Raw genomic sequence first — 19,944 nt, 5'->3', positions numbered from 1 at the left:
AGGGAATCGGGGGGCTGCTACATCAGCCGCTCGCGCAGGGTGTCGAGCTGGCCTGTGAAGGTGGCGCTGTCTTCCAGGCAGCGCAGGTCGAGAAGCAGGCGGTCTTCGGCAATGCGGCCGATCACCGGCAGCGGCAGGCCGCGCAGCGCGGTGGCGAGGGCATCGAGCGCGGTGCCGATGCCTTTCTTCGAAGTGCCGGCCGGCGCAAGCGCAAGGCCCGCCGAGGGCAGGCGCTCCACCGGCAGCGAGCCGGAGCCGATCTGCCCGAGCAGCGGCACCACCTCCACGGTGAAGCGCGGCGACACCGCAGCCTGCACCGGCGCCTTCAGCGCCTCGGCCATCTCGCGGATCGCATCGGCGGGCCGCGTGAGCAGCCGCAGCGTCGGCAGGTCCTGCGCGAGGCGCTCGGGACGCAGGTACAGCGAGAGCGTGGCCTCGAGCGCGGCCAGCGGCAGCTTGCTCATGCGCAGCGCGCGCTTCATCGGGAACTTGCGGATGCGGCCCACGGCCTCCTTGCTGCCCACGATGAGCCCGGCCTGCGGTCCGCCCAGCAGCTTGTCGCCCGAGAAGGTGACCACGTCGCAGCCGGCCGCGAGCATCTCCTGCGGCAGCGGCTCGCGCGGCAGGCCGTAGTGCGCGAGGTCGATCAGCGAACCGCTGCCCAGGTCGGTGGCCAGCGGCACGCCGCGCGCGTGCGCGATGCCGGCGAGCGTGGCTTCGTCGACCGCGGCGGTGAAGCCCTGCACCGCGTAGTTGCTGGTGTGCACCTTCATCACGAGCGCGGTGCGCTCGTTGATGGCGCGTTCGTAGTCCTGCGGATGCGTGCGGTTGGTGGTGCCGACCTCGACCATGCGCGCGCCCGCGCTGGCCATCACGTCGGGCATGCGGAAGGCGCCGCCGATCTCCACCAGCTCGCCGCGCGAGACGATCACCTCGCGCTCGCGCGCCAGCGCCGCGATGGTGAGCAGCACGGCAGCCGCGTTGTTGTTGACCACCGTGGCCGCTTCGGCGCCGGTGATGGTGCACAGCAGCTCTTCCACCAGCGAGTCGCGATCGCCGCGGCTGCCGGTGGCAAGGTCGTACTCGAGGTTGTTGGGCGATGTCATCACCGCGAGCAGCCGCTGCAGCGCCGCATCGGCCAGCAGCGCGCGACCGAGGTTGGTGTGGATGACGGTGCCCGTGAGGTTCAGCACCGCCTTCATGCGCGGCGCGAGGCGGGCCTGGATGCGCGATGCGAGCGCAGCGCCCAGCGCGTCGGGTTGCACGTCGGCAGCGGCGAGCTTGCCCGCCACGGCCCGCGCGCGAAGCCCTTCGAGCAGCGCACGCGCTTCCTTCACCACCAGCGTATGGCCGTGCTCGGCCAGCAATGCGCCCGGCACGGCGAGGCGCAGCAGTTGATCGACAGAAGGCAGATCCTGGGGCCTTGCCGTCGAGCCGTGGACCACGGACTCTTCGGGCATCGCCATCAGCCGCCTCCGCCGTCGTCGGGTATTTCGGGGTCGCCGAAGAGCAACATCAGGTTGTGGCCGCTGCGCTGGTGGCCGGCTTCGGAGACGAGCAGGTCGAGCGTGACGCTCGCCAGATCGTCGGCGACAGGTTCGACCTCGGGGTCTTTCTCCATCGCGATCTGCTTGAGATAGTGGCCGCAGCTGTCGCAACACTCGGCCTTGACGGCGCCGTCACGCGCGCCTGTCGCAGGCAGCTCTACGCCGGGCTGCGGCGAGAGCGACTCGAAGTGGATGCCCTTGGTGCTCTCGCAGTGCGTGCACTTGATGCGCACGTAGTGCCACTCGGTGCCGCACAGCGAGCAGTGCAGGTAGCGGAAGCCCGCTTCGTCGGCGCCGATGCGCGTGATGCTCACTGTCGGCGCACTGCCGCAGCAGGGGCATTCGTTGCCGGGGTCGGTGCGTCCGTAGATATTCTCGCCCTCGCGCTCGGCGACCTGCAGCACCAGCTGCGTCCAGTAGGCCTGCAGCCCGGCGGCGATCAGCGGCGCGGCCGCGAGGTCGAGCCCGAACATGATGCGGCGCGAGAGCCGATCGGCCTGCTCGTTGACCCACGCATCGTCAGCGGCCACCACGCGGTCGAGCGTGTCGCGCGCGGGGCCCTCGGGCAAGCGGGCGCGGAAGAGGCCGAGCAGGCGGCGCAGTTCCTTCAGCCACACGGGATCGCGCGTCCAGCCGAAGGCGGGCATCGGCGGCTTGAGCACCTTCGCGGCGGCTTCGAGCGCATCGGATTCGGGCAGCTCGACCGGCGCGTAGTCCTGCAGCACCTGATGCTGCGCCTGCGCGAGGTCGGCGATGAAGATCAGGTACTCGCGCATCGGATGCGATGCTGCAAGCTGGCGCAGCCGCAATTGCCGGTCGGAGAACACGAGGGAGCGCACCGGCAGGCGCAGGAACGGCATCTGCCGCCCGGCCTGCATGGCGATCTGCTCAGGCTCGAGGATGCGTGTGGTCCGGATCGGCGGTGGGTTGCCGGGGGAGCTCGTCATCGGCGCAGTATCACTCACCTCGCGTCATTTTGCGATGCCAGAGAGGATGGTTGAGCTTCGCCCATCCCTCCGTGACCGTGCCGCGCGTCATCGCGCGCAGCGTGCCCTTGACCCAGATCGCCGCGTAGATGTGCGTGATGACCGAGAGGATCAGCACCACGGCCGAGGCCGCGTGCACCACCACCGCGATGCGCCGCACGAGGATCGGGAAGAAGCCGACGAACCACGGACTCCAGAACATGAAGCCCGTCACCAGCAGCAGCAGCAGGCTGATGCCGAAGGCCCAGAACACCAGCTTCTGCCCGGCGTTGTACTTGCCCACCGGCGGCATGCTCGACTTGTCGCCCTTGAGCATCTTCGGCGCGTTGGCGATCCACTCGCGGTCGCCCTTGTCGAGGGTGTTCTCGCGCCACATCGTGAAGAACAGGAACACGAAGCCCAGCACCATCAAGAGGCCCATGAACGGATGCAGGATGCGCGTCCACGGCCCGCCGCCGAACAGCGTGCTCAAGAAGAACAGGCTGGGGTGGAAGAAGGCCAGGCCCGAGAGCGCGGCGGCGAAGAACATGATCGCGACGAACCAGTGGTTCATGCGCGTGGCGTCGCGGTAGCGGCGAAGGTAGTAGCGTGTCATCGCGTTCTTCTCCTCATGCGCGGGGTGCGTTGGATGAAGGCGAGGCCGGCGGCTCCTCGATCACCACCACGTCGTCGGGCTTGCCGTCGCGGTCGGCGTCGGGGTGGTCGTCCTTGGGCTCGATGGGGCCGGTCTTCATGTAGTGGAAGAAGCTGCCCACCACGGCGCCGATCATGGCGACCATCGCGAGCGGTTTGGCCACGCCCTTCCACAGCGAGACCAGCGGGCTGATCTGCGGGTCCTTCGGCAGGTCGGCGTAGAGCTGCGGCCGGTCGGCGTGCTGCAGCACGTACATCACGTGCGTGCCGCCCACGCCCGCCGGGTCGTACACGCCGGCGTTGGAGAAGCCGCGCTCCTTCAGGTCGACGATGCGCTCCGAGGCGTACTCGTGCATGTCTTCCTTGGTGCCGAAGTGCAGCGCGCCGGTGGGGCAGGCCTTCACGCAGGCCGGCTCCAGGCCCACGCCCACGCGGTCGGAGCACAGCGAGCACTTGTAGGCCTTGTTGTCGACCTTGCTGATGCGCGGCACGTCGAAGGGGCAGCCGGTGACGCAGTTGCCGCAGCCCACGCAATGCTCGCTGATGAAGTCGACGATGCCGTTGGCGTACTTGACGATCGCGCCAGGCGAGGGGCACGACTTCAGGCAGCCGGGGTCGTCGCAGTGCATGCAGCCGTCCTTGCGGATCAGCCACTCGAGCTTGCCGGCCTCGGGCTCGACCTCGGAGAACTTCATCACCGTCCAGGAGGCCGGCGTGAGGTCGACCGGGTTGTCGTAGGTGCCGTGCGTGGTGCCGACTTCGTCGCGCAAGTCGTTCCACTGCATGCACGCGACCTGGCAGGCCTTGCAGCCGATGCAGGCCGACACGTCGATCAGCTTCGCGAGCGGCTGCACCTGCGGGCGATGGCGGATCTCGGGCGACGGCGTGGTCGTGGCCGAGCGGGCGGCGATGTCGAGGGTTTGAAGAGAGGACATCGTTCAGGCCTTCTCGATGTTCACGGTGAACGACTTGTACTCGGGCGTCTGCGTGTTCGCGTCGCCCACGAAGGGTGTCAGCGTGTTCACCAGGTAGCCCGGCTTCGCGATGCCGACGAAGCCCCAGTGGTTCGGCAGCCCCACGGTATGGACCGTGCGCCCGTCCACCTGCAGACCGACGATGCGCTTGGTGACCACAGCCACGGCCTTGATGAAGCCGCGCTTGCTCGACACCTTCACCATGTCGCCGTGGCCGATGCCCTTCTCCTTGGCAAGCTCCTCGCCGATCTCGACGAACTGCTGCGGCTGGATGATGGCCGAGGTGCGCACGTTCTTGGTCCAGTAGTGGAAGTGCTCGGTGAGCCGGTAGCTGGTTGCCACGTACGGGAAGTCCTTCGGCACGCCGAGCCTCTCGAGGTCGCCCTTGAAGATGCGTGCCGCGGGGTTGGCGCGCGCCTTCTCGTTGTTCGGGTGCATCAGGTTGTTGACCAGCGGCGACTCGAAGGGCTCGTAGTGCTCCGGCAGCGGCCCCTCGGCCATGCCGGTGGGAGCGAAGAGTCGCGCCACGCCCTCGGCGGTCATGATGAAGGGACGCACCGCGTCGGCGTCGGTCGGGCTCGCGTCGGGGCGGATATCGGGCACGTCGGCGCCGCCCCATTGCTTGCCGTTCCACGCGACGAGGCCGCGCTTCGCGATCCACGGCTTGCCGGTGGTCGGGTCGGTCGAGGCGCCGTTGTAGAGGATGCGCCGGTTCGCGGGCCAGGCCCACGCCCAGTTCTGCACCATGCCGATGCCGTACGGGTCGGCGTTGTCGCGCCGTGCCATCTGGTTGCCGGCCTGCGTCCATGCTCCGGCGTAGATCCAGCAGCCGCTGGCGGTGCTGCCGTCGTCGCGCAGCAGGCCGAAGCCCGAGAGCTGCTCGCCGGCCTTGGCCAGCGGCGGCTTGGTCGGGTCCTTCGGGTCGGTCAGGTCGGCCAGCGCGCGGCCGTTGTATTCCATCGCCAGCTCCTGCGCGGAGGGCGAGTGCGGAATCTTGTACGGCCAGGTGAGCTTGACGATCGGGTCGGGGAAGGCGCCGCCGTCCTTCGCGTAGGCCGCGCGGATGCGGTTGAAGATGCCCGCGACGATCTCGATGTCGCCCTTGGCCTCGCCCGGCGGCTCCGCGCCCTTCCAGTGCCACTGCAGCCAGCGGCTGGAGTTGGTGAGCGAGCCGTCTTCCTCCGCGAAGCAGGTGGAAGGCAAGCGGAACACCGTGGTCTGGATGTCGGCGGTCTTGACGTCGTTGAACTCGCCGAAGTTGCGCCAGAACTCGCTGGTCTCGGTCTGCAGCGGATCGATGGTGACCAGGAACTTGAGCTTCGAGAGCCCGTCGACGATCTTCTTCTTGTCGGGGAACGAGCCCACCGGGTTGAAGCCCTGGCAGATGTAGCCGTTGAGCTTGCCCTGGTTCATGAGCTCGAAGGCCTGCAGCACGTCGTAGAGCCTGTCGATTTTCGGCAGGTAGTGGAAGGCCCAGTCGTTCTCGGCCGTGGCCGCGTTGCCCCACCAGGCCTTCTGCATGCTGACGAAGAACTTCGGGTAGTTCTGCCAGTAGCTCATCTGGTTGGGACGCAGGGGCTTGAGCGCGCGGGTCTTGTAGTAGTCCTCCAGCGTCTGCTCGTTGTCACGCGCCAGCGACATGTAGCCCGTCAGCGAGTTCGACAGCAGCCCCAGGTCGGTGAGGCCCTGGATGTTGCTGTGGCCGCGCAGTGCGTTCATGCCGCCGCCGGGCACGCCGATGTTGCCCAGCAGAAGCTGCACGATGGCGCCGGTGCGGATCATCTGCGAGCCCTGGCTGTGCTGCGTCCAGCCCAGGGCGTACATGATGGTCATGGTGCGCTGGGAGGTGCTGGTGCTCGCGATGTACTCGCAGACCTTCAGGAACTTGTCCTTCGGCGTGCCGGTGATGCGGCTCACCATCTCGGGCGTGTAGCGCGAGTAGTGCCGCTTCATCACCTGCAGCACGCAGTTCGGGTCCTGCATGGTCATGTCGACCTTGGCCATGCCCTGTTCGTCGAGCGCGTAGCCCCACGACTTGGGGTCGTAGTTGCGCTTCTCGGCGTTGTAGCCGCTGAACAGGCCGTCCTCGAACTTGTAGTCGGGGCCGACGATGAAGGTCGCGTTGGTGTAGTTGCGGACGTACTCGGTCTGGATCTTGTCGTTGGTCAGAAGGAAGTTGATGACCCCGGCCAGGAAGGCAATGTCCGACCCCGCGCGGATCGGCGCGTAGTAGTCGGCCATGGCGGCCGAGCGCGTGAAGCGCGGGTCGACCACGACCAGCCTTGCCTTGTTCTGTTTCTTGGCTTCGATGACCCACTTGAAGCCGCACGGATGCGCCTCCGCGGCGTTGCCGCCCATGATCAGCACGACATCCGCGTTCTGGATGTCCTGCCAGTGGTTGGTCATCGCGCCTCTGCCGAACGTCGGGGCCAGACTGGCCACCGTGGGTCCGTGTCAGACGCGTGCCTGGTTGTCGAACACCAGCATTCCGGTCGAGCGGAATGCCTTGTGCGTGATGTATCCGGTTTCGTTGGACGAGGCCGAGGCGCAGAGCATGCCGGAGCTGGTCCAGCGGTTCACGGTCTTGCCGTCGGCGTTGGTGGTCTGGAAGTTGGCGTCGCGGTCGGCCTTCAGCAGCTTCGCGATGCGGTCGAGCGCCTCGTCCCAGCCGATGCGCTTCCACTCGGTGCCACCGGGCTCGCGCACCTCGGGGTACTTCAGGCGCATGGGGCTGTGCACGAAGTCGAGCAGGCCGGCACCCTTGGGGCACAGCGTGCCGCGGTTCACGGGGTGGTCGGCATCGCCCTCGATGTGGAGGATGTCGGACACCACGTTCTTCGCCTTGTCGCCCAGGCTGTACATGATGAGCCCGCAGCCCACCGAGCAGTACGGGCAGGTGTTGCGCGTCTCGGTGGTGCGCGCGAGCTTGAAGTTGCGGGCCTCGGCCAGCGCGGCGGTCGGCGAGAAGCCGAGCGCCACGATGCTGGAGCCGACCAGCCCCGCGCTGCTGACGCGGAAGAATTGCCGGCGGTTCATGTCCATGACGGAACCTCCTGCAGCGGTGAAGTGATGGGGTGTTTCATCGTGGTCTTCTTTTCTTCTTGCGGGTAACTCGAATGAACCTGGCGGGCCGCGCCGGCTACTTCGGTGCGGTGCCGTCGCCTCCGCTGGGCACGGGCGCCGCACCGCCGGAAGAGCCGGTGCCGCCCGGGCCGCTCATGCCGCCCACGGCCGCACCGCCTTCGGACGGGCCCTGGTGTGAGGTGGAGGATTCGACCTTGTCGCCGGAGGCGGCGGGGGCGATGCCCGTCGGGCTCGCGCCGGTCGAGGCCTTCGGCATCGGCGGCGAGGAGGGCTTGGGGTCGCAGGCGCTCGCCAGCAGGCCCGCGGCCAGGCACAGGCCGATGATCTGCAAGCGCTGCTGCTGACATCGTGGCATCGACACTCCTTGTGGGAAGGACGGGTCCGGCAACGGGCTGTTTTTATGGCCTCGTATTCCGCTTGCCGGGCGTGCCCGGTTTGCGACAAACGGGATGCGTTTGTCGCATCATGCGACAGCATCCTGCCAGGATCAAGGGCAAAAGGAGCGCAATAACCCTCGAAACCCGCCATGCCGCCGGGCGTCGGCTATCGTTCGCGCCATGAATGCCTCCCTCCGCCTGGGTTGGCGCACGCTCTGGCGCGACCTGCGCGCCGGCGAGCTGCGCCTGTTGATCGTTGCCGTGCTTCTGGCCGTGGCCGCGCTCACGGCCGTCGGCTTCTTCGCCGACCGGTTGCAGGGCGGGCTCAAGCGCGACGCGCGACAGCTCCTGGGCGGCGACGCGGTGATCGTCAGCGACAACCCGACGCCCGAGGCCTTCGTGGCGCAGGCGAAGTCGCTGGGGCTGCAGGGCACGCCCACCTACGGCTTTCCGACCATGGCGCGGGCCGAGGACGCGCAGGGCGGCGCCAGCAAGCTGGTGGCGCTGAAGGCCGTGACCGCTGGCTATCCGCTGCGCGGCAGCCTGCAGACTTCCACCACCATCGACGGCGCCGGCGCCGTCACGCGCGACATTCCTCCGCCTGGCGAGGCCTGGGTCGACGCATCGCTGCTCGACTCGCTGGCGCTCAAGGTCGGCGACACGCTGCTGCTGGGCGACACCGGCCTGCGCGTGGGGCGCGTCATCACGCTGGAGCCCGACCGCGGCGCCGGCTTCATGAGCTTCTCTCCGCGCGTGATGCTCAACCAGGCCGACGTGGCCCGCACCGGGCTCGTGCAGCCCGCCAGCCGCGTGGGCTACCGCTACGCCGTGGCCGGCAGCGATGCCGCCGTCAAGCGTTTCACCGACTGGGCCGATGCCACCATCAAGAAGGGCGAGCTGCGCGGCGTGCGCCTCGACTCCTTCGAGAGCGGCCGGCCCGAGATGCGCCAGACGCTCGACCGCGCCGAGAAATTCCTGAGCCTGGTCGCGCTGCTCGCGGCGCTGCTGTCGGCGGTGGCAGTGGCGCTGGCCGCTCGCGGCTTCGCTGCCAGCCACCTCGACGACTGCGCGATGCTGCGCGTGCTCGGGCAGAGCCAGCGCACCATCGCCGTGGCCTATGCCTTCGAGTTCGCGGTGATCGGCATTGTCGCCAGCGCGCTGGGCGTGGCCATCGGCTTCGCGGTGCACTACGTGTTCGTGCTGCTGCTGGCGGGCCTGGTCGAGACCGCGCTGCCGGCGGCCACGCTGTGGCCCGTGGCCTTCGGGTTGGGCATGGGGCTCACGCTGCTATTCGCCTTCGGCCTGCCGCCGGTGCTGCAGCTGGCGCGCGTGCCGCCGCTGCGCGTGATCCGGCGCGACGTGGGCGGGCTCAAGCCCGCGTCGCTCGCGGTGCTGGGCGTCGGCGTGGCCGGGTTCGCGGCGCTGCTGATGGCAGCAAGCAGCGACATCAAGCTGGGCCTGATCGCCGTCGGCGGGTTCGCGGGCGCGGTGGCGGTGTTCGCGCTGCTGAGCTGGCTGGCGGTGAAGGTGCTGCGCCGCAGCGTCAACGAGGCGACCGCGCCGCGCTGGCTGGTGCTGGCCACGCGGCAGATCTCGGCGCGGCCGGCCTACGCGGTGGTGCAGGTCAGCGCGCTGTCGGTGGGCCTGCTGGCGTTGGTGCTGCTGGTGCTGCTGCGCACCGACCTCGTTGCGAGCTGGCGCCAGGCCACGCCGCCCGATGCGCCGAACCGCTTCGTCATCAACGTCATGCCCGACCAGAGCGAGGCTTTCCAGAAGTCGCTGCGCGACGCGGGCGTGAGCAAGTTCGACTGGTACCCGATGATCCGCGGCCGCCTCGTGGCCATCAACGACAAGCCGGTGTCTCCCGACGACTACACCGAAGACCGCGCCAAGCGCCTGGTGGACCGCGAGTTCAACCTCAGCAACAGCGTGGACGCGCCTGCGCACAACAGCATCACTACCGGCAAGTGGACGCCGGGTGCGGCTGGTGAGGTGAGCGTGGAGGAGGGCCTGGCCGAGACGCTGGGCCTCAAGATGGGCGACACGCTGCGCTTCGACATCGGCGGCATGCAGAACGACGCGCGCATCACCTCGCTGCGCAAGGTCGACTGGGGCTCGATGCACGCCAACTTCTTCGTGATGTACACGGTGGCCTCGCTGGCCGACGTGCCCACCACCTACATGGGCGCCTTCCGCGCGCCCGAGACACGCGGCTTCGACAACGCGCTGGTGCGCAGCTACCCGAACGTGACCAACGTCGACATGAGCGCCACCATCAACCAGGTGCAGCGCGTGCTCGACCAGGTGATCCGCGCGGTCGAGTTCCTGTTCGGCTTCACGCTCGCGGCCGGCCTCGTGGTGCTGTTCGCCGCGGTGACCGCCACCCGCGAGGAGCGCGCGCGCGAGTTCGCCGTGATGCGCGCGGTGGGCGCGCGCGCCAGCCTGCTGCGGCAGGTGCAGCGCGCCGAGCTCGCGGGCGTGGGCCTGCTGGCGGGCTTCCTCGCGAGCATCGTGGCCGCGCTGATCGGCTGGGGGCTGGCGCGCTACGTGTTCGAGTTCACCTGGACCGCTTCGCCGCTGGTGCCGGTGGCCGGTGCGCTGGCCGGCGCGGTGCTGGCGCTCGGCGCCGGGTGGTGGGGCCTGCGCGAGGTGCTTCGCCGGCCGGTGGTCGACACATTGCGGCGCGCGGCCGAGTAATTTTTCTTCTCTTCGGGGCGAGACGGGGCCGGGGATGCAATACATTCCCCGGCCCTGCATTCATTTCAGAAGAGAGAAATCCTCGCATGCGCCTGGCGTCATTCCAGATCACCAACTTTCGCTCGATCAACGACAGCGGCCTCATCGATTCCACGCAGATCACCGCGATCCTCGGCCGGAATGACAGCGGCAAGTCGAACCTGCTGCGTGCGCTCCACAGCCTGAACCCCGCTGAAGGCATTGCCGAACTCAGCCCCATCAAGGACTTCCCGCGCCACCGCCGCCTGGAAGAGTGCACGGGCGACACCCCGGTCGTGTTCACGCGCTGGAGCCTCGACGAAGGCGAGCAGGCCGAGCTGGCCGCGATCCTGCCGCGCGCGGCGGGCGTGCGCCACGTCACCGCGAGCCGGGGCTATGCTGCCGCCCGCTCGGCCGGGTTCGAAGGGCTCGGCGCCCTGTCGCTCGACGTGAGCGACACCAAGGCCAAGGTCCGCAAGATCGTGCCGGCCGTGAAGGCGGCCGCCGAGAAGGTCGCCGACGAAGCCGCGAAGGCCGCTCTCGAGCAGGAAACCGACGTCTTCGACGCCGCGATGATCATGAGCCCCGACTACATCAAGTGGTCGGCGGGCGCCATCAAGGCGGCCCAGGCCCTGCGCAAGGCGCTGGCCGTGTCGGGCGCCGAGCTCAGCGACAAGCAGGACCAGATGCTCGCCGAGCTGGAGGAAACCGCGCTTTCCATCGCCAACGACGCCCCCGCGCTGGAGCGCGCGCAGGAATGGGTGATCGGCAAGCTGCCGCGCTTTGTCTACGTCGACGAATACCCGGCGCTGCCCGGCCGCCAGAACATCGCCGAATACCTGGGACGCGAGGGCTGGGGCCAGCTCACGCCCGAGCAGCGGAGCTTCGGCAAGCTGTGCAAGGTCGCGGGACTCGACCTGCGACAGCTGCAGGCCCTGCTCGACAGGAATGACCAGGCCACGCGCAACCAGCTCGTCAACCGCGCCGGCTCGGTGGTGACGGCCGAGATCCGCCGCATCTGGAAGGACCGCGCGCTGAAGGTTCGCTTCAACCTCGACGGCCAGTACCTCGACACGCTGGTGTCCGACCCGAACGCCGCCTACGAGGTCGAGGTGAACCTGGAAGAGCGCAGCCGCGGCTTCCAGTGGTTCTTCTCGTTCTACGTCGCCTTCTTCGCCGACACCCGTGGCGGCAACGCGGAAGACGCCGTGCTGCTGCTCGACGAGCCCGGCCTGCACCTGCACCCCCATTCGCAGGCCGACCTGCTGGCGCACCTGGAGAAGGACTTCGGCAACCAGATCGTCTACACCACGCATTCGCCGTTCATGGTGCCCGCGCACCGGCTCGACGCGGTGCGCACCGCCAGCCTGAGCGAGACCGCGGGCACCACGGTGAGCAATGCCGCGGAGGGCGACGAGCGCACGCTGTTCCCGCTGAAGGCTGCGCTGGCGCTGAGCCGGATGGCGAGCGAGCCGGTGAAGCAGGAAGTCTCGAAGCCGGTGGTGGCGACGCCGGAACCGGTGAAGCCCGCGCCCGCGAAGCCTGCGAAGTCGGCCAAGTCCGCCGAGGCGGCGGCCGTGATTCCAGCTCCCGCGAAGACCGAGGCCGCGAAGCCTGAACCCGTCAAGGCCGAGCCTGCAAAGTCCGAACTTGCCAAGCCCCTTGCCGTGGAAAGCGCCAAGCCGATGGAGGCAGCACCTGCCGCAGTGGCCGCGCCAGCACCCGTGATTCCTGTGCCCGAGCCGGCGAAGGTCGTCGCTCCTGCAAAGGCCGAAGCAGTGAAGCCTGAGACGGTAGAGCCAGCCGTCGTGGAAAGCGCAAAGCCTGCAGAAGCAGCGCCTGTTGCAGTCGCTGCACCGGCCGTCGCGCCTGTGGAAGTGCTGGCACCTGCGACTCCCGAACCGGCGAAGCCGGTGGTCGCCGAGAGCCCCAAGCCCGTCGAGCCGGTAGCTGCAGTGCCGGTCGCCGTGGCTGCCGAGCCCGTCGAGGCTCCAGTGGCGCAGCGCGTCGAAGAGCAGGCCGTCGCTGTGAGTCAGCAGGTGGAGCGGTCGGCAGAGGTCGACTGACGGACAGGCCTTCTAACTCATGCGGCGCTGACCATGCGCCGCATGAGCAGGCCCTTCAGGTCTCTTCGTGTGTCGCAGACGACGTGGATGTAGGCAGTGTCCGCTCTCACCTCATAGATGATGCGGTTCATGCCCGAAATGACCTGCCGGTACTGGGCTGCGTTCAGGTTTGCGAGTTCTTCGGGAACCCGGCCGGCTTCCGGATGGGCTCCGATCATCGCGACAGACTTCTTGATCTTTCCGTAGCAGTCTGTCCAGGCCTGCGCACCGAAATTCCTGATGAGATAGCGCCTCAGGTCCTTCAGGTCGGCTTCCGCGGAGCGCAGGAACACGACCTTCATTTCGTGTCTTTGTCGTCTTCCGCGTCTTGCCGGTCCAAGTCCGCAAATACATCTTCCGCCGAGCGGAACTGGCCCTGCTCGATCTCGCGGTTGCCGAGCGCCAACACCTTGAGAAGCGCGAGCGTGGCTTCGTGCTCCTCGTAGGAGCGAACATCCATCACCACGAGCTTGGCTTCGCCGTTCTGGGTGATGAGCATGGGTTCACGGGTGTCGGACAGCGTCTTCACGATGTCCGCGGCATGGCTCTTGAGGTAGCTGATGGGTTTGACTTGGGTCGAGAAATTCATGGTGCTCATCCCTGATTCCTGGTCGGACTCATTATGGTCTGAATTCAGTCTGGAGCGGCTGGCGTCCGGTCATGGCGCCATGGCTTCCTCCCTGAACATGTGCTCCCCCGCGAAATCCACGAACGCCCGCACCTTCGGCGACAGCTGCCGGCTCGACGGCCACAGCGCCGAGAACTGGCCTTGCCGCACGAGGTGCGTGGCCAGCACGCGCTGCAGCTCGCCTCGGCAGAGCGAATCGCGTGCGAGGAAATCGGGCATGTAGGCCACGCCGAGGCCGGCCACGGCCGCGCCCAGCATGGCTTCCATGTTGTTGCACAGCAGGCCGGGCGGCAGTTGCGTGGGCAGGCCGGGCAGGTCCCAGTCCTCGATCTTTCCGCCGGTGACGAACTTGTAGCGAAGGCAGGTGTGCCGCGCGAGGTCGGCCGGCGTCTGCGGCACGCCGTGGCGCTCCAGGTAGGCCGGCGAGGCGACCAGCACGAAGCGGAACGGGCCGAGCCGGCGCGCCACCAGTTGTGAATCCACAAGGTCGCCGCTGCGGATCGCCACGTCGACGCCCTCGGCGATCACGTCGACCAGCCTGTCGTTGAAGTCGAGGTCGAGCTCGATCTCGGGGTAGCGCTCCCTGAAGGCCGGCAGGATCGGCAGCAGGAATCGGTAGCCGATGGTCGGCAGGCTCACGCGCAGGCGTCCGCGCGGGGCGGCCACGGCGTCCTGCATCATGGCCCGCGCGTCGTCCAGCTCGTCGAGGATGCGGCGGCAGCGCTCGTGGAAGAGGGCTCCTTCCTGTGTGAGCCGCATGTGCCGCGTGGTGCGGTTGAAGAGGCGCACGCCGAGCTGCTGCTCGAGCCGCGCGACGTTCTTGCCCACCGCCGAGGCCGAGATGCCGAGCTCCCGGCCGGCCTTGGCGAAGCTCGCGTGGTCGGCCGCCCGTACGAAGGATTCGAGTCCGCTGAAGCTGTCCATGGATTGGCAACCTTTGGTTGGGAGTGTGAGGAGCAATGGGGCAATTCTCATTGCATTGATTCCTTTCTATCTTCGTGCCTTCCTTTTCCACCTTCCGCGAAGGCACGTTCCCGATGTCCCCGTCCTCCTCCAGAAACTGGCTCCTGGCCGCCGTTTGCCTCGCGGCGCTGGGCATGCCGCTGAGCTTCACCGGCCCGGCGGTGGTGCTGCTCGCCGTCCGCGATGCCCTGGGCGGCAGCCCGGTGCAGCTCAACTGGGTGACCAACGCCTTCATGCTGAGCTTCGGCGCCACGCTGATGGCCGCCGGCGCGCTGGCCGATGCATACGGGCGCAAGCGCGTCTTCCTGCTGGGGCTCGCGGTGGTGGCGCTCAGCGCCTCGCTGCTGACCCTGGCGCCGGGCATCGTGTCCTTCGACCTGGCGCGTGCACTGCAGGGGCTGGGCTCGGCGGCGGCCTTCGCGGCGGGCACGGCCGCGCTGGCGCAGGTGTTCGACGGCGCGGCCCGTACGCGGGCATTCAGCCTGATCGGCACCTCGTTCGGCGTGGGACTGTCCTGCGGCTCCATCCTCTCGGGCTGGCTTGCGGAGAGCTTCGGCTGGCAGGCGGTGATGCTGAGCCCCGGCGCGGTCAGCCTAGTGGCGCTGTGCATCGCCGCGCTGTCGATGCACGAATCGCGCAACCCTCAGGCCATGGGGCTCGACGTGCCGGGCACGCTGAGCTTCACCGCCGCGCTGAGCCTGCTGACGCTGGGCGTGCTGCAGGCGCCCGACAGCGGCTGGGGCAGCCCGTGGGTGCTTGGCGCGCTGGCGGGCGCGGCGGCGATGGGCGCCGTCTTCGTCGCCATCGAGAGGCGCGTGGCGCATCCGATGCTCGACCTGTCGCTGTTTCGCTTTCCGCGCTTCGTGGGCGTGCAGCTGCTGGCCGCCGCGCCGGCCTACGGTTTCGTCGTGCTGCTGGTGCTGCTGCCGATCCGCTTCGTGGGGCTAGAAGGGCGCAGCGCGATCGAGGCGGGCGCCTTCATGTTCGCGCTCTCGGGGCCGATCCTCGTCGTGCCGACGCTGGCGGCATCGCTGGCGCACCGGTTCTCGGCGGGCGCGATCTCGGCCGTGGGGCTGCTGGTGTGCGCCGCCGGCTTGTTCTGGCTCAGCCGCTGTGCGCCGGGCACGCCGCTCGCCGGAATGGTGTGGCCGCTGCTGCTGATCGGCGCCGGCATCGGGCTGCCCTGGGGCCTGATGGACGGGCTGGCCGTGAGCGTGGTGCCGCGCGAGCGCGCGGGCATGGCCTCGGGCATCTTCAACACGGTGCGGGTGGCGGGGGAGGGCATTGCGCTGGCGCTGGTCGGCGCCGGGCTGACTGCGCTGGTGACGGCGCAGCTGGGCCATGCCGCTGCCGCATCGCAGGCGGCGCAGCGCGTGACCACCGGGAACCTCTCGCAAGCGCTGGCGCTGCTGCCCGGAATTGACCGCGCGGGGCTGCTGCATGCCTATGGCGCGGCGTTCGGCACGCTGCTGTACGTGCTGGCCGGCGTGACGGTGCTGACGGCAATCGTCGTGTTCGCCTTCCTGCGCGGCGAGACGCATGCCGAGGCCGGCGCCGTGGCGCTGGAGTCGACGGCCTGCTGATGATTCAGGCCGCTTCGGCGGCCTCGAAGATGTCGCGCAGCCACTGCGTGAACACGCGCACGCGCGACGACAGCTGCCGGTTCTGCGCATAGAGCACGGAGACCGGCATCGGCGGCGGCGCGAACTCCGGCAATAGAACCTTCAGCCGTCCGTCCGCCAGTTCGCCGGCCACGCGGTAGCGCGGCACCTGCACCAGCCCCAGTCCCGCGACGGCCGAGCCGGTGTACAGGTCGGCCCCGGTCACGGAGACGATGCCGCCGAGCTGCACGCTCGTCACCCGCCCGTCGACCGTGAATTCGAGCGGCACCGCCTTGCCCGTGGCGCTGGAGATGTAGTGGATGGCGCGGTGCGAGGCCAATTCCTCCGGGCCGCGCGGCTCGCCGTGCGCCGCCAGGTAGGCCGGGCTCGCCACCGTGACCTGCGGCAGCAGCGCCACGCGCCGCCCGACCATCGACGAGTCCTGCAGCGTGCCCGCGCGCAGCACGCAGTCGACGCCCTCGCGCACCAGGTCGACGAGGCGGTCGTCCTCGCCGATGTGCAGCTCCAGCTCCGGGTAGCGGGCGAGGAAGCCCGGCAGCGCCGGCACTACGAAATGACGCGCCAGCGTGCCCTGCAGGTTCACTCGCAGCAGGCCCTTGGGCGCGGCGTCGCGGAACAGGCCCTCGGCCTCTTCCACGTCGGCCAGCAGCCGCACGCAGCGGCGGTAGTAGGCCTCGCCGTCCTGCGTGAGGCGCACGGTGCGGGTGGTGCGCTCCAGCAGCCGGGTGCCGATGCGCTGTTCGACGCGCTTGATCAGGTTGGTGACTGTCGCGCGGGGAATCTGCAGGTCTTCGGATGCCTGCGTGAAGCTCTGGCGCTCGGCGATGCGCACGAAGGCCTGCATTTCCTGGAAGCGGTCCATGGGCGGCGCTGGTTCTATTGTTGAAGCAAATGGAATAGTAATGGCAAATGACGGCTGATTATCTTTTGGATGGAACGATCGAAGATTCGCTTCACCAACCACCCACCACTGCAAAGGAACAGCCATGACCCACTCACCCCAACCCAAGGTCGCCATCGTCACCGGCGCATCGCGCGGCATCGGCGCCGCCGTCGCGCAACGCCTCGCCAGGGACGGCTTCGCGGTCGCCGTCAACTATGCGTCGAGCCCGGCGCAGGCCGAGGCCCTCGTGGCCGAACTGCAAGCCGCCGGCGGCAGGGCCGTCGCCGTCAAGGCCGACGTGGCCCGCGCCGGCGAAGTGCGCGCCATGTTCGACGTCGTCGAGGCGCAGCTCGGCAAGGTCGACGTGCTGGTCAACAACGCCGGCGTGCTCAAGACCCTGCCCCTGGCCGAGCACACCGACGCGCTCTACGACCAGACCTTCGACATCAACGTGCGCGGCACCTTCAACACGCTGCGCGAGGCCGCCGCGCGCCTCAACGAGGGCGGGCGCATCGTCAACTTCTCGAGCACGGTGCTCGCGCTGAACATGCCGGGCTATGCGATCTACAACGCCACCAAGGCGGCGGTCGAGTCCTTCACGCACGTGTTCGCCAAGGAACTGCGCGGCCGCAACATCACGGTGAACGCCGTGGCGCCGGGGCCGATCGCCACGGCGCTCTTCCTCGAGGGCAAGACCGAGGAGCAGATCCAGAACTTCGTGAAGGCGCCGCCGCTGCAGCGCCTGGGCCAGCCCGAGGACATCGCCTCGGTGGTCTCCTTCCTGGCCGGCCCCGACGCAGGCTGGGTCAACGGCCAGATCCTGCGCGCCAACGGCGGCCTGGCTTGAAGCACGCCGGCCCGTTCCCAGGAGAAATCGTCATGAGCCGACCAAATCCGTCTGCTGCCGCCCCGCGCTTCTTCAGCCTGGCCTATTCGGCCTTCACGCTGGCCGCCGCGGTGGTTGCCGCCGCAGCCTCGGCGCTGGCCCTCGTCCTCGAACTGCCCGTGTGGGCGATGTTCGTCGGCTGGGTGGCCTTCTACACCCGCGGCGTCACGGCGCGCGACGGCGTGTTCAACCTCGCGTGCGTGGGGCTCGGCGTGCTGATCGGCAAGGCGGCGGCCCTGGCCATCGGGGCACTGGGCCCCGTAGTGGGCGCCATGGCGCTGCCGCTGGTGGTGCTGGTCGTCGCGCTCGTCGTGGTGTCGCTGCGCGGCGTGCCGCGCCTGAACAACCTGCTGTGCTACTTCCTCGGGCTGATCGCCTTCTTCGCGATCCATCAACCGCCGTCGCTCTCGCTGTTCGGGACGCTGGCCGGCGCCGCCGCGCTGGGCTCGATAGCCGCGTGGACCGCCCATGCGCTGCAGCGGCGCGTGCATTGAAGAAGACGCGCTCGTCGACCCCTCGCATTTCATTCACTCGTTCATTGATTCCAGGAGTTTCATCATGCAATCCGTCATCCTCGTCACCGGCGCCGGTAGCGGCATCGGCAAGCTCACCGCCCAGTCGCTCGCCGAGGCGGGCCATATCGTCTACGCCTCGATGCGCGACATCGCCGGGCGCAACAACGGCCGCGCCGCCGAACTGCGCGCGCTGGCCGCGGCGAAGAACATCCAGCTGCATCCGCTCGAACTCGACGTGCTCTCGCAGGAATCGGCCGACGCGGCCGCCGCGACCATCGTGCGGGAGCAGGGCCATCTCGACGTCGTGATGCAGAACGCCGGCCACCTGGTGGTCGGGCCCACGGAGGCCTTCACGCCCGAGGAGATCGTGAAGGTGTTCGACACCAACGTGCTCGGTGCGCAGCGCGTGAATCGCGCGGTGCTGCCGTACCTGCGGGCCCAGGAGTCGGGGCTGATGCTGTGGATCAGCAGCACCACCACCAAGGGCGGTTTCCCGCCGTTCATGGGCCCCTACGGCGCGGCCAAGGCGGCAATGGATTCGCTGGCCGTCACGCTGGCCTACGAGATCGCGCGCTTCGGCATCGAGACTTCCATCGTCGTGCCGGGCGCCTTCACCAAAGGCACCGACCACTTCCCGAGCGCGGGCAAGCCGGCCGATGCTGCGACCGCCGCTGCCTACGGCCGCTACGACGGCCTGATGGACCAGATCGGCGCGCGCCTCTCGGCGCTGACGCCCGACAACGCCGACCCGCAGGCCGTGGCCGACGAGATCGTGCGCATCGTGGGCCTGCCGGCCGGCACCCGGCCGATGCGCTCGCTGATCGATTTCGTGGGCGACGGCGCGGCAGAGGTGTTCGAGGTGTCCGAGCGCGTGCGCATCGAGTTCGCAAGGCGCATCGGCATGGCCGATCTGCTCGAGGCGAAAGTGCGTCGCTAAGCAAGGCGTCACAAAGAGCGGGGCGGTCTTCCTGTCCAATAGCGGCATGGAAAACCCGCCCCACGACATCACCGAACGCGTGACCGAGCTCGAGATCAAGTCGAGCTACGCCGAAGACCTGCTCGACCAGCTGAACATGACGATCTACCGCCAGCAGCAGCAGATCGACCGGCTGATCCTGCAGGTCACGCAGCTGAAGGAGCAGATGCAGAGCTCAGGCCAGGATGGCGCCGCGCGCAACCCACGCGACGAACTCCCTCCGCACTATTGATACTCCCCCAGGCTTTGCGCACTTCGTGTCGCTGCGCCAACCCCCTCGCCGGGGGCAACACCGATGGCCCGGCAAAGCCGGTTCCATGGTGTTCCTGGAATGAGCGGTCAGCCGTGCGCGTGCCAGAGCACGGCGAAGAAATGGCAGGTGCTGCCGGCGAGCACGAACAGGTGCCACACCGAGTGTGCAAAGCGCACCTTGTTGTCGAAGAGGAACACCACCGCGCCGGCCGTGTAGAAGAGCCCGCCGGCCACCAGCCAGCCCAGGCCCGCCGCCGACATGCGCTCGTACAGCGGCACCGCGGCCATCAGCGCCATCCAGCCCATCGCCACGTAAAGGCCGGTGGACCACAGCGGATGCTTCAGCCGGTTGAACAGCTTGGCGCCTACGCCCAGCGCCGCCGCCGCGCAGATGGCGCCGAACAGCGTCCAGCCCAGCGGGCCGCGCAGCACGCCGAACAGGAAGGGCATGTAGCTGCCCGCGATGAAGAGGTAGATAGCGGCGTGGTCCAGCCGGTTGAACCAGGCCTTGGCGCGGCCGATCGGCAGCGCGTGGTAGAGCGTCGAGATCAGGTACAGCACGATGGCGGTGCCCGCGAACAGGCTGGCGCCGACCACGCCCGCGGCCTGGCCCTTCTGCGCCGCGCTGTAGACCAGGATGGGCAGCGAGGCGATGGCCAGCGCAAGGCCCAGGCCGTGGCTCAGGGCGTTGAAGAGCTCTTCCATCGCCGTCTGGTCGCGTGCCGCGAGGACGGAGGCTTTGCTGCGTTGAGAGGCGCGTTTCTGCGAGGGAAGGGAGGAAGTCATCGTCGATCCGTG

General features: G+C 68.6%; 18 protein-coding genes. 7 read left to right on the top strand and 11 right to left on the bottom strand.

All coding sequences use genetic code 11. The features are described from left to right. Positions 1 to 17 precede the first annotated feature (17 nt). The 6 genes from selA to BMY35_RS10855 form a co-directional block, all read right to left on the bottom strand. Positions 18 to 1,466, bottom strand: coding sequence for an L-seryl-tRNA(Sec) selenium transferase (gene selA / locus BMY35_RS10885; protein WP_093198054.1), 1,449 nt, complete (start codon positions 1,464 to 1,466; stop codon positions 18 to 20). After that, complete coding sequence (fdhE, locus tag BMY35_RS10880) at positions 1,466 to 2,494, bottom strand: formate dehydrogenase accessory protein FdhE (RefSeq protein ID WP_093198051.1); 1,029 nt, start codon at positions 2,492 to 2,494, stop codon at positions 1,466 to 1,468. The genes selA and fdhE overlap by 1 nt, the downstream gene beginning before the upstream one ends. A 10-nt stretch (positions 2,495 to 2,504) precedes the next feature. Further along, the gene (locus BMY35_RS10875) at positions 2,505 to 3,128 is read right to left on the bottom strand and encodes a formate dehydrogenase subunit gamma (RefSeq protein WP_093198048.1); all 624 of its coding nucleotides are present in this window, start codon (positions 3,126 to 3,128) and stop codon (positions 2,505 to 2,507) included. A gap of 13 nt (positions 3,129 to 3,141) precedes the next feature. Then, on the bottom strand, positions 3,142 to 4,101 hold the full coding sequence (gene fdxH, locus BMY35_RS10870) for a formate dehydrogenase subunit beta (protein ID WP_093198046.1): 960 nt from the start codon (positions 4,099 to 4,101) through the stop codon (positions 3,142 to 3,144). 3 nt (positions 4,102 to 4,104) lie between these two features. Continuing rightward, positions 4,105 to 7,182 carry a formate dehydrogenase-N subunit alpha gene (gene fdnG, locus BMY35_RS10865; protein WP_143080670.1) on the bottom strand — a complete coding sequence of 1,026 codons (3,078 nt, stop codon included), beginning with the start codon at positions 7,180 to 7,182 and terminating at the stop codon, positions 4,105 to 4,107. A 97-nt stretch (positions 7,183 to 7,279) separates the two neighbouring features. Continuing rightward, positions 7,280 to 7,579, bottom strand: coding sequence for a hypothetical protein (locus BMY35_RS10855; RefSeq protein ID WP_093198039.1), 300 nt, complete (start codon positions 7,577 to 7,579; stop codon positions 7,280 to 7,282). Between the two features lie 202 nt (positions 7,580 to 7,781). On the opposite strand from BMY35_RS10855, the gene BMY35_RS10850 reads away from it, so the two are divergent. Next, positions 7,782 to 10,298 carry an ABC transporter permease gene (locus tag BMY35_RS10850; protein WP_093198037.1) on the top strand — a complete coding sequence of 839 codons (2,517 nt, stop codon included), beginning with the start codon at positions 7,782 to 7,784 and terminating at the stop codon, positions 10,296 to 10,298. Positions 10,299 to 10,384: 86 nt separating this feature from the next. Then, positions 10,385 to 12,382 (top strand): AAA family ATPase, encoded by a 1,998-nt coding sequence (locus BMY35_RS39050; RefSeq protein ID WP_305727974.1) that lies wholly within the window; start codon positions 10,385 to 10,387, stop codon positions 12,380 to 12,382. Positions 12,383 to 12,399: 17 nt separating this feature from the next. On the opposite strand, the gene BMY35_RS10840 is transcribed toward BMY35_RS39050, so the two are convergent. From BMY35_RS10840 to BMY35_RS10830, 3 genes are all read right to left on the bottom strand, one after another. After that, complete coding sequence (locus BMY35_RS10840; RefSeq protein ID WP_093198034.1) at positions 12,400 to 12,723, bottom strand: type II toxin-antitoxin system RelE/ParE family toxin; 324 nt, start codon at positions 12,721 to 12,723, stop codon at positions 12,400 to 12,402. Further along, on the bottom strand, positions 12,720 to 13,010 hold the full coding sequence (locus tag BMY35_RS10835; protein ID WP_093198480.1) for a type II toxin-antitoxin system Phd/YefM family antitoxin: 291 nt from the start codon (positions 13,008 to 13,010) through the stop codon (positions 12,720 to 12,722). The genes BMY35_RS10840 and BMY35_RS10835 overlap by 4 nt, the downstream gene beginning before the upstream one ends. Positions 13,011 to 13,079: 69 nt before the next feature. Then, positions 13,080 to 13,973 (bottom strand): LysR family transcriptional regulator, encoded by an 894-nt coding sequence (locus BMY35_RS10830; protein ID WP_093198032.1) that lies wholly within the window; start codon positions 13,971 to 13,973, stop codon positions 13,080 to 13,082. Between the two features lie 113 nt (positions 13,974 to 14,086). On the opposite strand from BMY35_RS10830, the gene BMY35_RS10825 reads away from it, so the two are divergent. Continuing rightward, positions 14,087 to 15,595 (top strand): MFS transporter, encoded by a 1,509-nt coding sequence (locus BMY35_RS10825; RefSeq protein ID WP_093198030.1) that lies wholly within the window; start codon positions 14,087 to 14,089, stop codon positions 15,593 to 15,595. Positions 15,596 to 15,599: 4 nt separating this feature from the next. Here BMY35_RS10825 and BMY35_RS10820 read toward each other — a convergent pair whose 3' ends face one another. Beyond that, a complete protein-coding gene (locus BMY35_RS10820) occupies positions 15,600 to 16,496 on the bottom strand; it encodes a LysR family transcriptional regulator (RefSeq protein WP_093198027.1) in 897 nt (298 codons plus the stop codon). A 124-nt stretch (positions 16,497 to 16,620) separates the two neighbouring features. Between BMY35_RS10820 and BMY35_RS10815 the strand changes: the two genes are divergently transcribed. The 4 genes from BMY35_RS10815 to BMY35_RS10800 all read left to right on the top strand — a co-directional run bounded on the left by BMY35_RS10815 (position 16,621) and on the right by BMY35_RS10800 (position 19,126). Then, on the top strand, positions 16,621 to 17,364 hold the full coding sequence (locus tag BMY35_RS10815; protein ID WP_093198024.1) for an SDR family oxidoreductase: 744 nt from the start codon (positions 16,621 to 16,623) through the stop codon (positions 17,362 to 17,364). Between the two features lie 32 nt (positions 17,365 to 17,396). Beyond that, entirely contained in the window at positions 17,397 to 17,897 is a 501-nt protein-coding gene (locus BMY35_RS10810) for a DUF1097 domain-containing protein (protein WP_093198022.1), read from the top strand. 64 nt (positions 17,898 to 17,961) lie between these two features. Next, positions 17,962 to 18,855, top strand: coding sequence for an SDR family oxidoreductase (locus tag BMY35_RS10805; RefSeq protein WP_093198019.1), 894 nt, complete (start codon positions 17,962 to 17,964; stop codon positions 18,853 to 18,855). A 46-nt stretch (positions 18,856 to 18,901) separates the two neighbouring features. Further along, positions 18,902 to 19,126 (top strand): SlyX family protein, encoded by a 225-nt coding sequence (locus tag BMY35_RS10800; protein ID WP_093198017.1) that lies wholly within the window; start codon positions 18,902 to 18,904, stop codon positions 19,124 to 19,126. Between the two features lie 107 nt (positions 19,127 to 19,233). On the opposite strand, the gene BMY35_RS10795 is transcribed toward BMY35_RS10800, so the two are convergent. Further along, positions 19,234 to 19,932 (bottom strand): PAQR family membrane homeostasis protein TrhA, encoded by a 699-nt coding sequence (locus BMY35_RS10795; protein ID WP_371287151.1) that lies wholly within the window; start codon positions 19,930 to 19,932, stop codon positions 19,234 to 19,236. Positions 19,933 to 19,944: the final 12 nt, after the last annotated feature.

The sequence above is a fragment of the Variovorax sp. YR750 genome (assembly GCF_900109805.1).
GTDB lineage: Bacteria > Pseudomonadota > Gammaproteobacteria > Burkholderiales > Burkholderiaceae_C > Variovorax > Variovorax gossypii.
Note: the sequence above shows the minus strand (reverse complement) of the source record. Positions and strands in the feature narration are given on the sequence as shown.

Coding starts and splice junctions, on each gene's coding strand:
- selA (WP_093198054.1), bottom strand. CDS start 1,466: ATGGCGATGCCCGAAGAGTCCGTGGTCCACGGCTCGACGGCAAGGCCC.
- fdhE (WP_093198051.1), bottom strand. CDS start 2,494: ATGACGAGCTCCCCCGGCAACCCACCGCCGATCCGGACCACACGCATC.
- BMY35_RS10875 (WP_093198048.1), bottom strand. CDS start 3,128: ATGACACGCTACTACCTTCGCCGCTACCGCGACGCCACGCGCATGAAC.
- fdxH (WP_093198046.1), bottom strand. CDS start 4,101: ATGTCCTCTCTTCAAACCCTCGACATCGCCGCCCGCTCGGCCACGACC.
- BMY35_RS10855 (WP_093198039.1), bottom strand. CDS start 7,579: ATGCCACGATGTCAGCAGCAGCGCTTGCAGATCATCGGCCTGTGCCTG.
- BMY35_RS10850 (WP_093198037.1), top strand. CDS start 7,782: ATGAATGCCTCCCTCCGCCTGGGTTGGCGCACGCTCTGGCGCGACCTG.
- BMY35_RS39050 (WP_305727974.1), top strand. CDS start 10,385: ATGCGCCTGGCGTCATTCCAGATCACCAACTTTCGCTCGATCAACGAC.
- BMY35_RS10840 (WP_093198034.1), bottom strand. CDS start 12,723: ATGAAGGTCGTGTTCCTGCGCTCCGCGGAAGCCGACCTGAAGGACCTG.
- BMY35_RS10835 (WP_093198480.1), bottom strand. CDS start 13,010: ATGAATTTCTCGACCCAAGTCAAACCCATCAGCTACCTCAAGAGCCAT.
- BMY35_RS10830 (WP_093198032.1), bottom strand. CDS start 13,973: ATGGACAGCTTCAGCGGACTCGAATCCTTCGTACGGGCGGCCGACCAC.
- BMY35_RS10825 (WP_093198030.1), top strand. CDS start 14,087: ATGTCCCCGTCCTCCTCCAGAAACTGGCTCCTGGCCGCCGTTTGCCTC.
- BMY35_RS10820 (WP_093198027.1), bottom strand. CDS start 16,496: ATGGACCGCTTCCAGGAAATGCAGGCCTTCGTGCGCATCGCCGAGCGC.
- BMY35_RS10815 (WP_093198024.1), top strand. CDS start 16,621: ATGACCCACTCACCCCAACCCAAGGTCGCCATCGTCACCGGCGCATCG.
- BMY35_RS10810 (WP_093198022.1), top strand. CDS start 17,397: ATGAGCCGACCAAATCCGTCTGCTGCCGCCCCGCGCTTCTTCAGCCTG.
- BMY35_RS10805 (WP_093198019.1), top strand. CDS start 17,962: ATGCAATCCGTCATCCTCGTCACCGGCGCCGGTAGCGGCATCGGCAAG.
- BMY35_RS10800 (WP_093198017.1), top strand. CDS start 18,902: ATGGAAAACCCGCCCCACGACATCACCGAACGCGTGACCGAGCTCGAG.
- BMY35_RS10795 (WP_371287151.1), bottom strand. CDS start 19,932: ATGACTTCCTCCCTTCCCTCGCAGAAACGCGCCTCTCAACGCAGCAAA.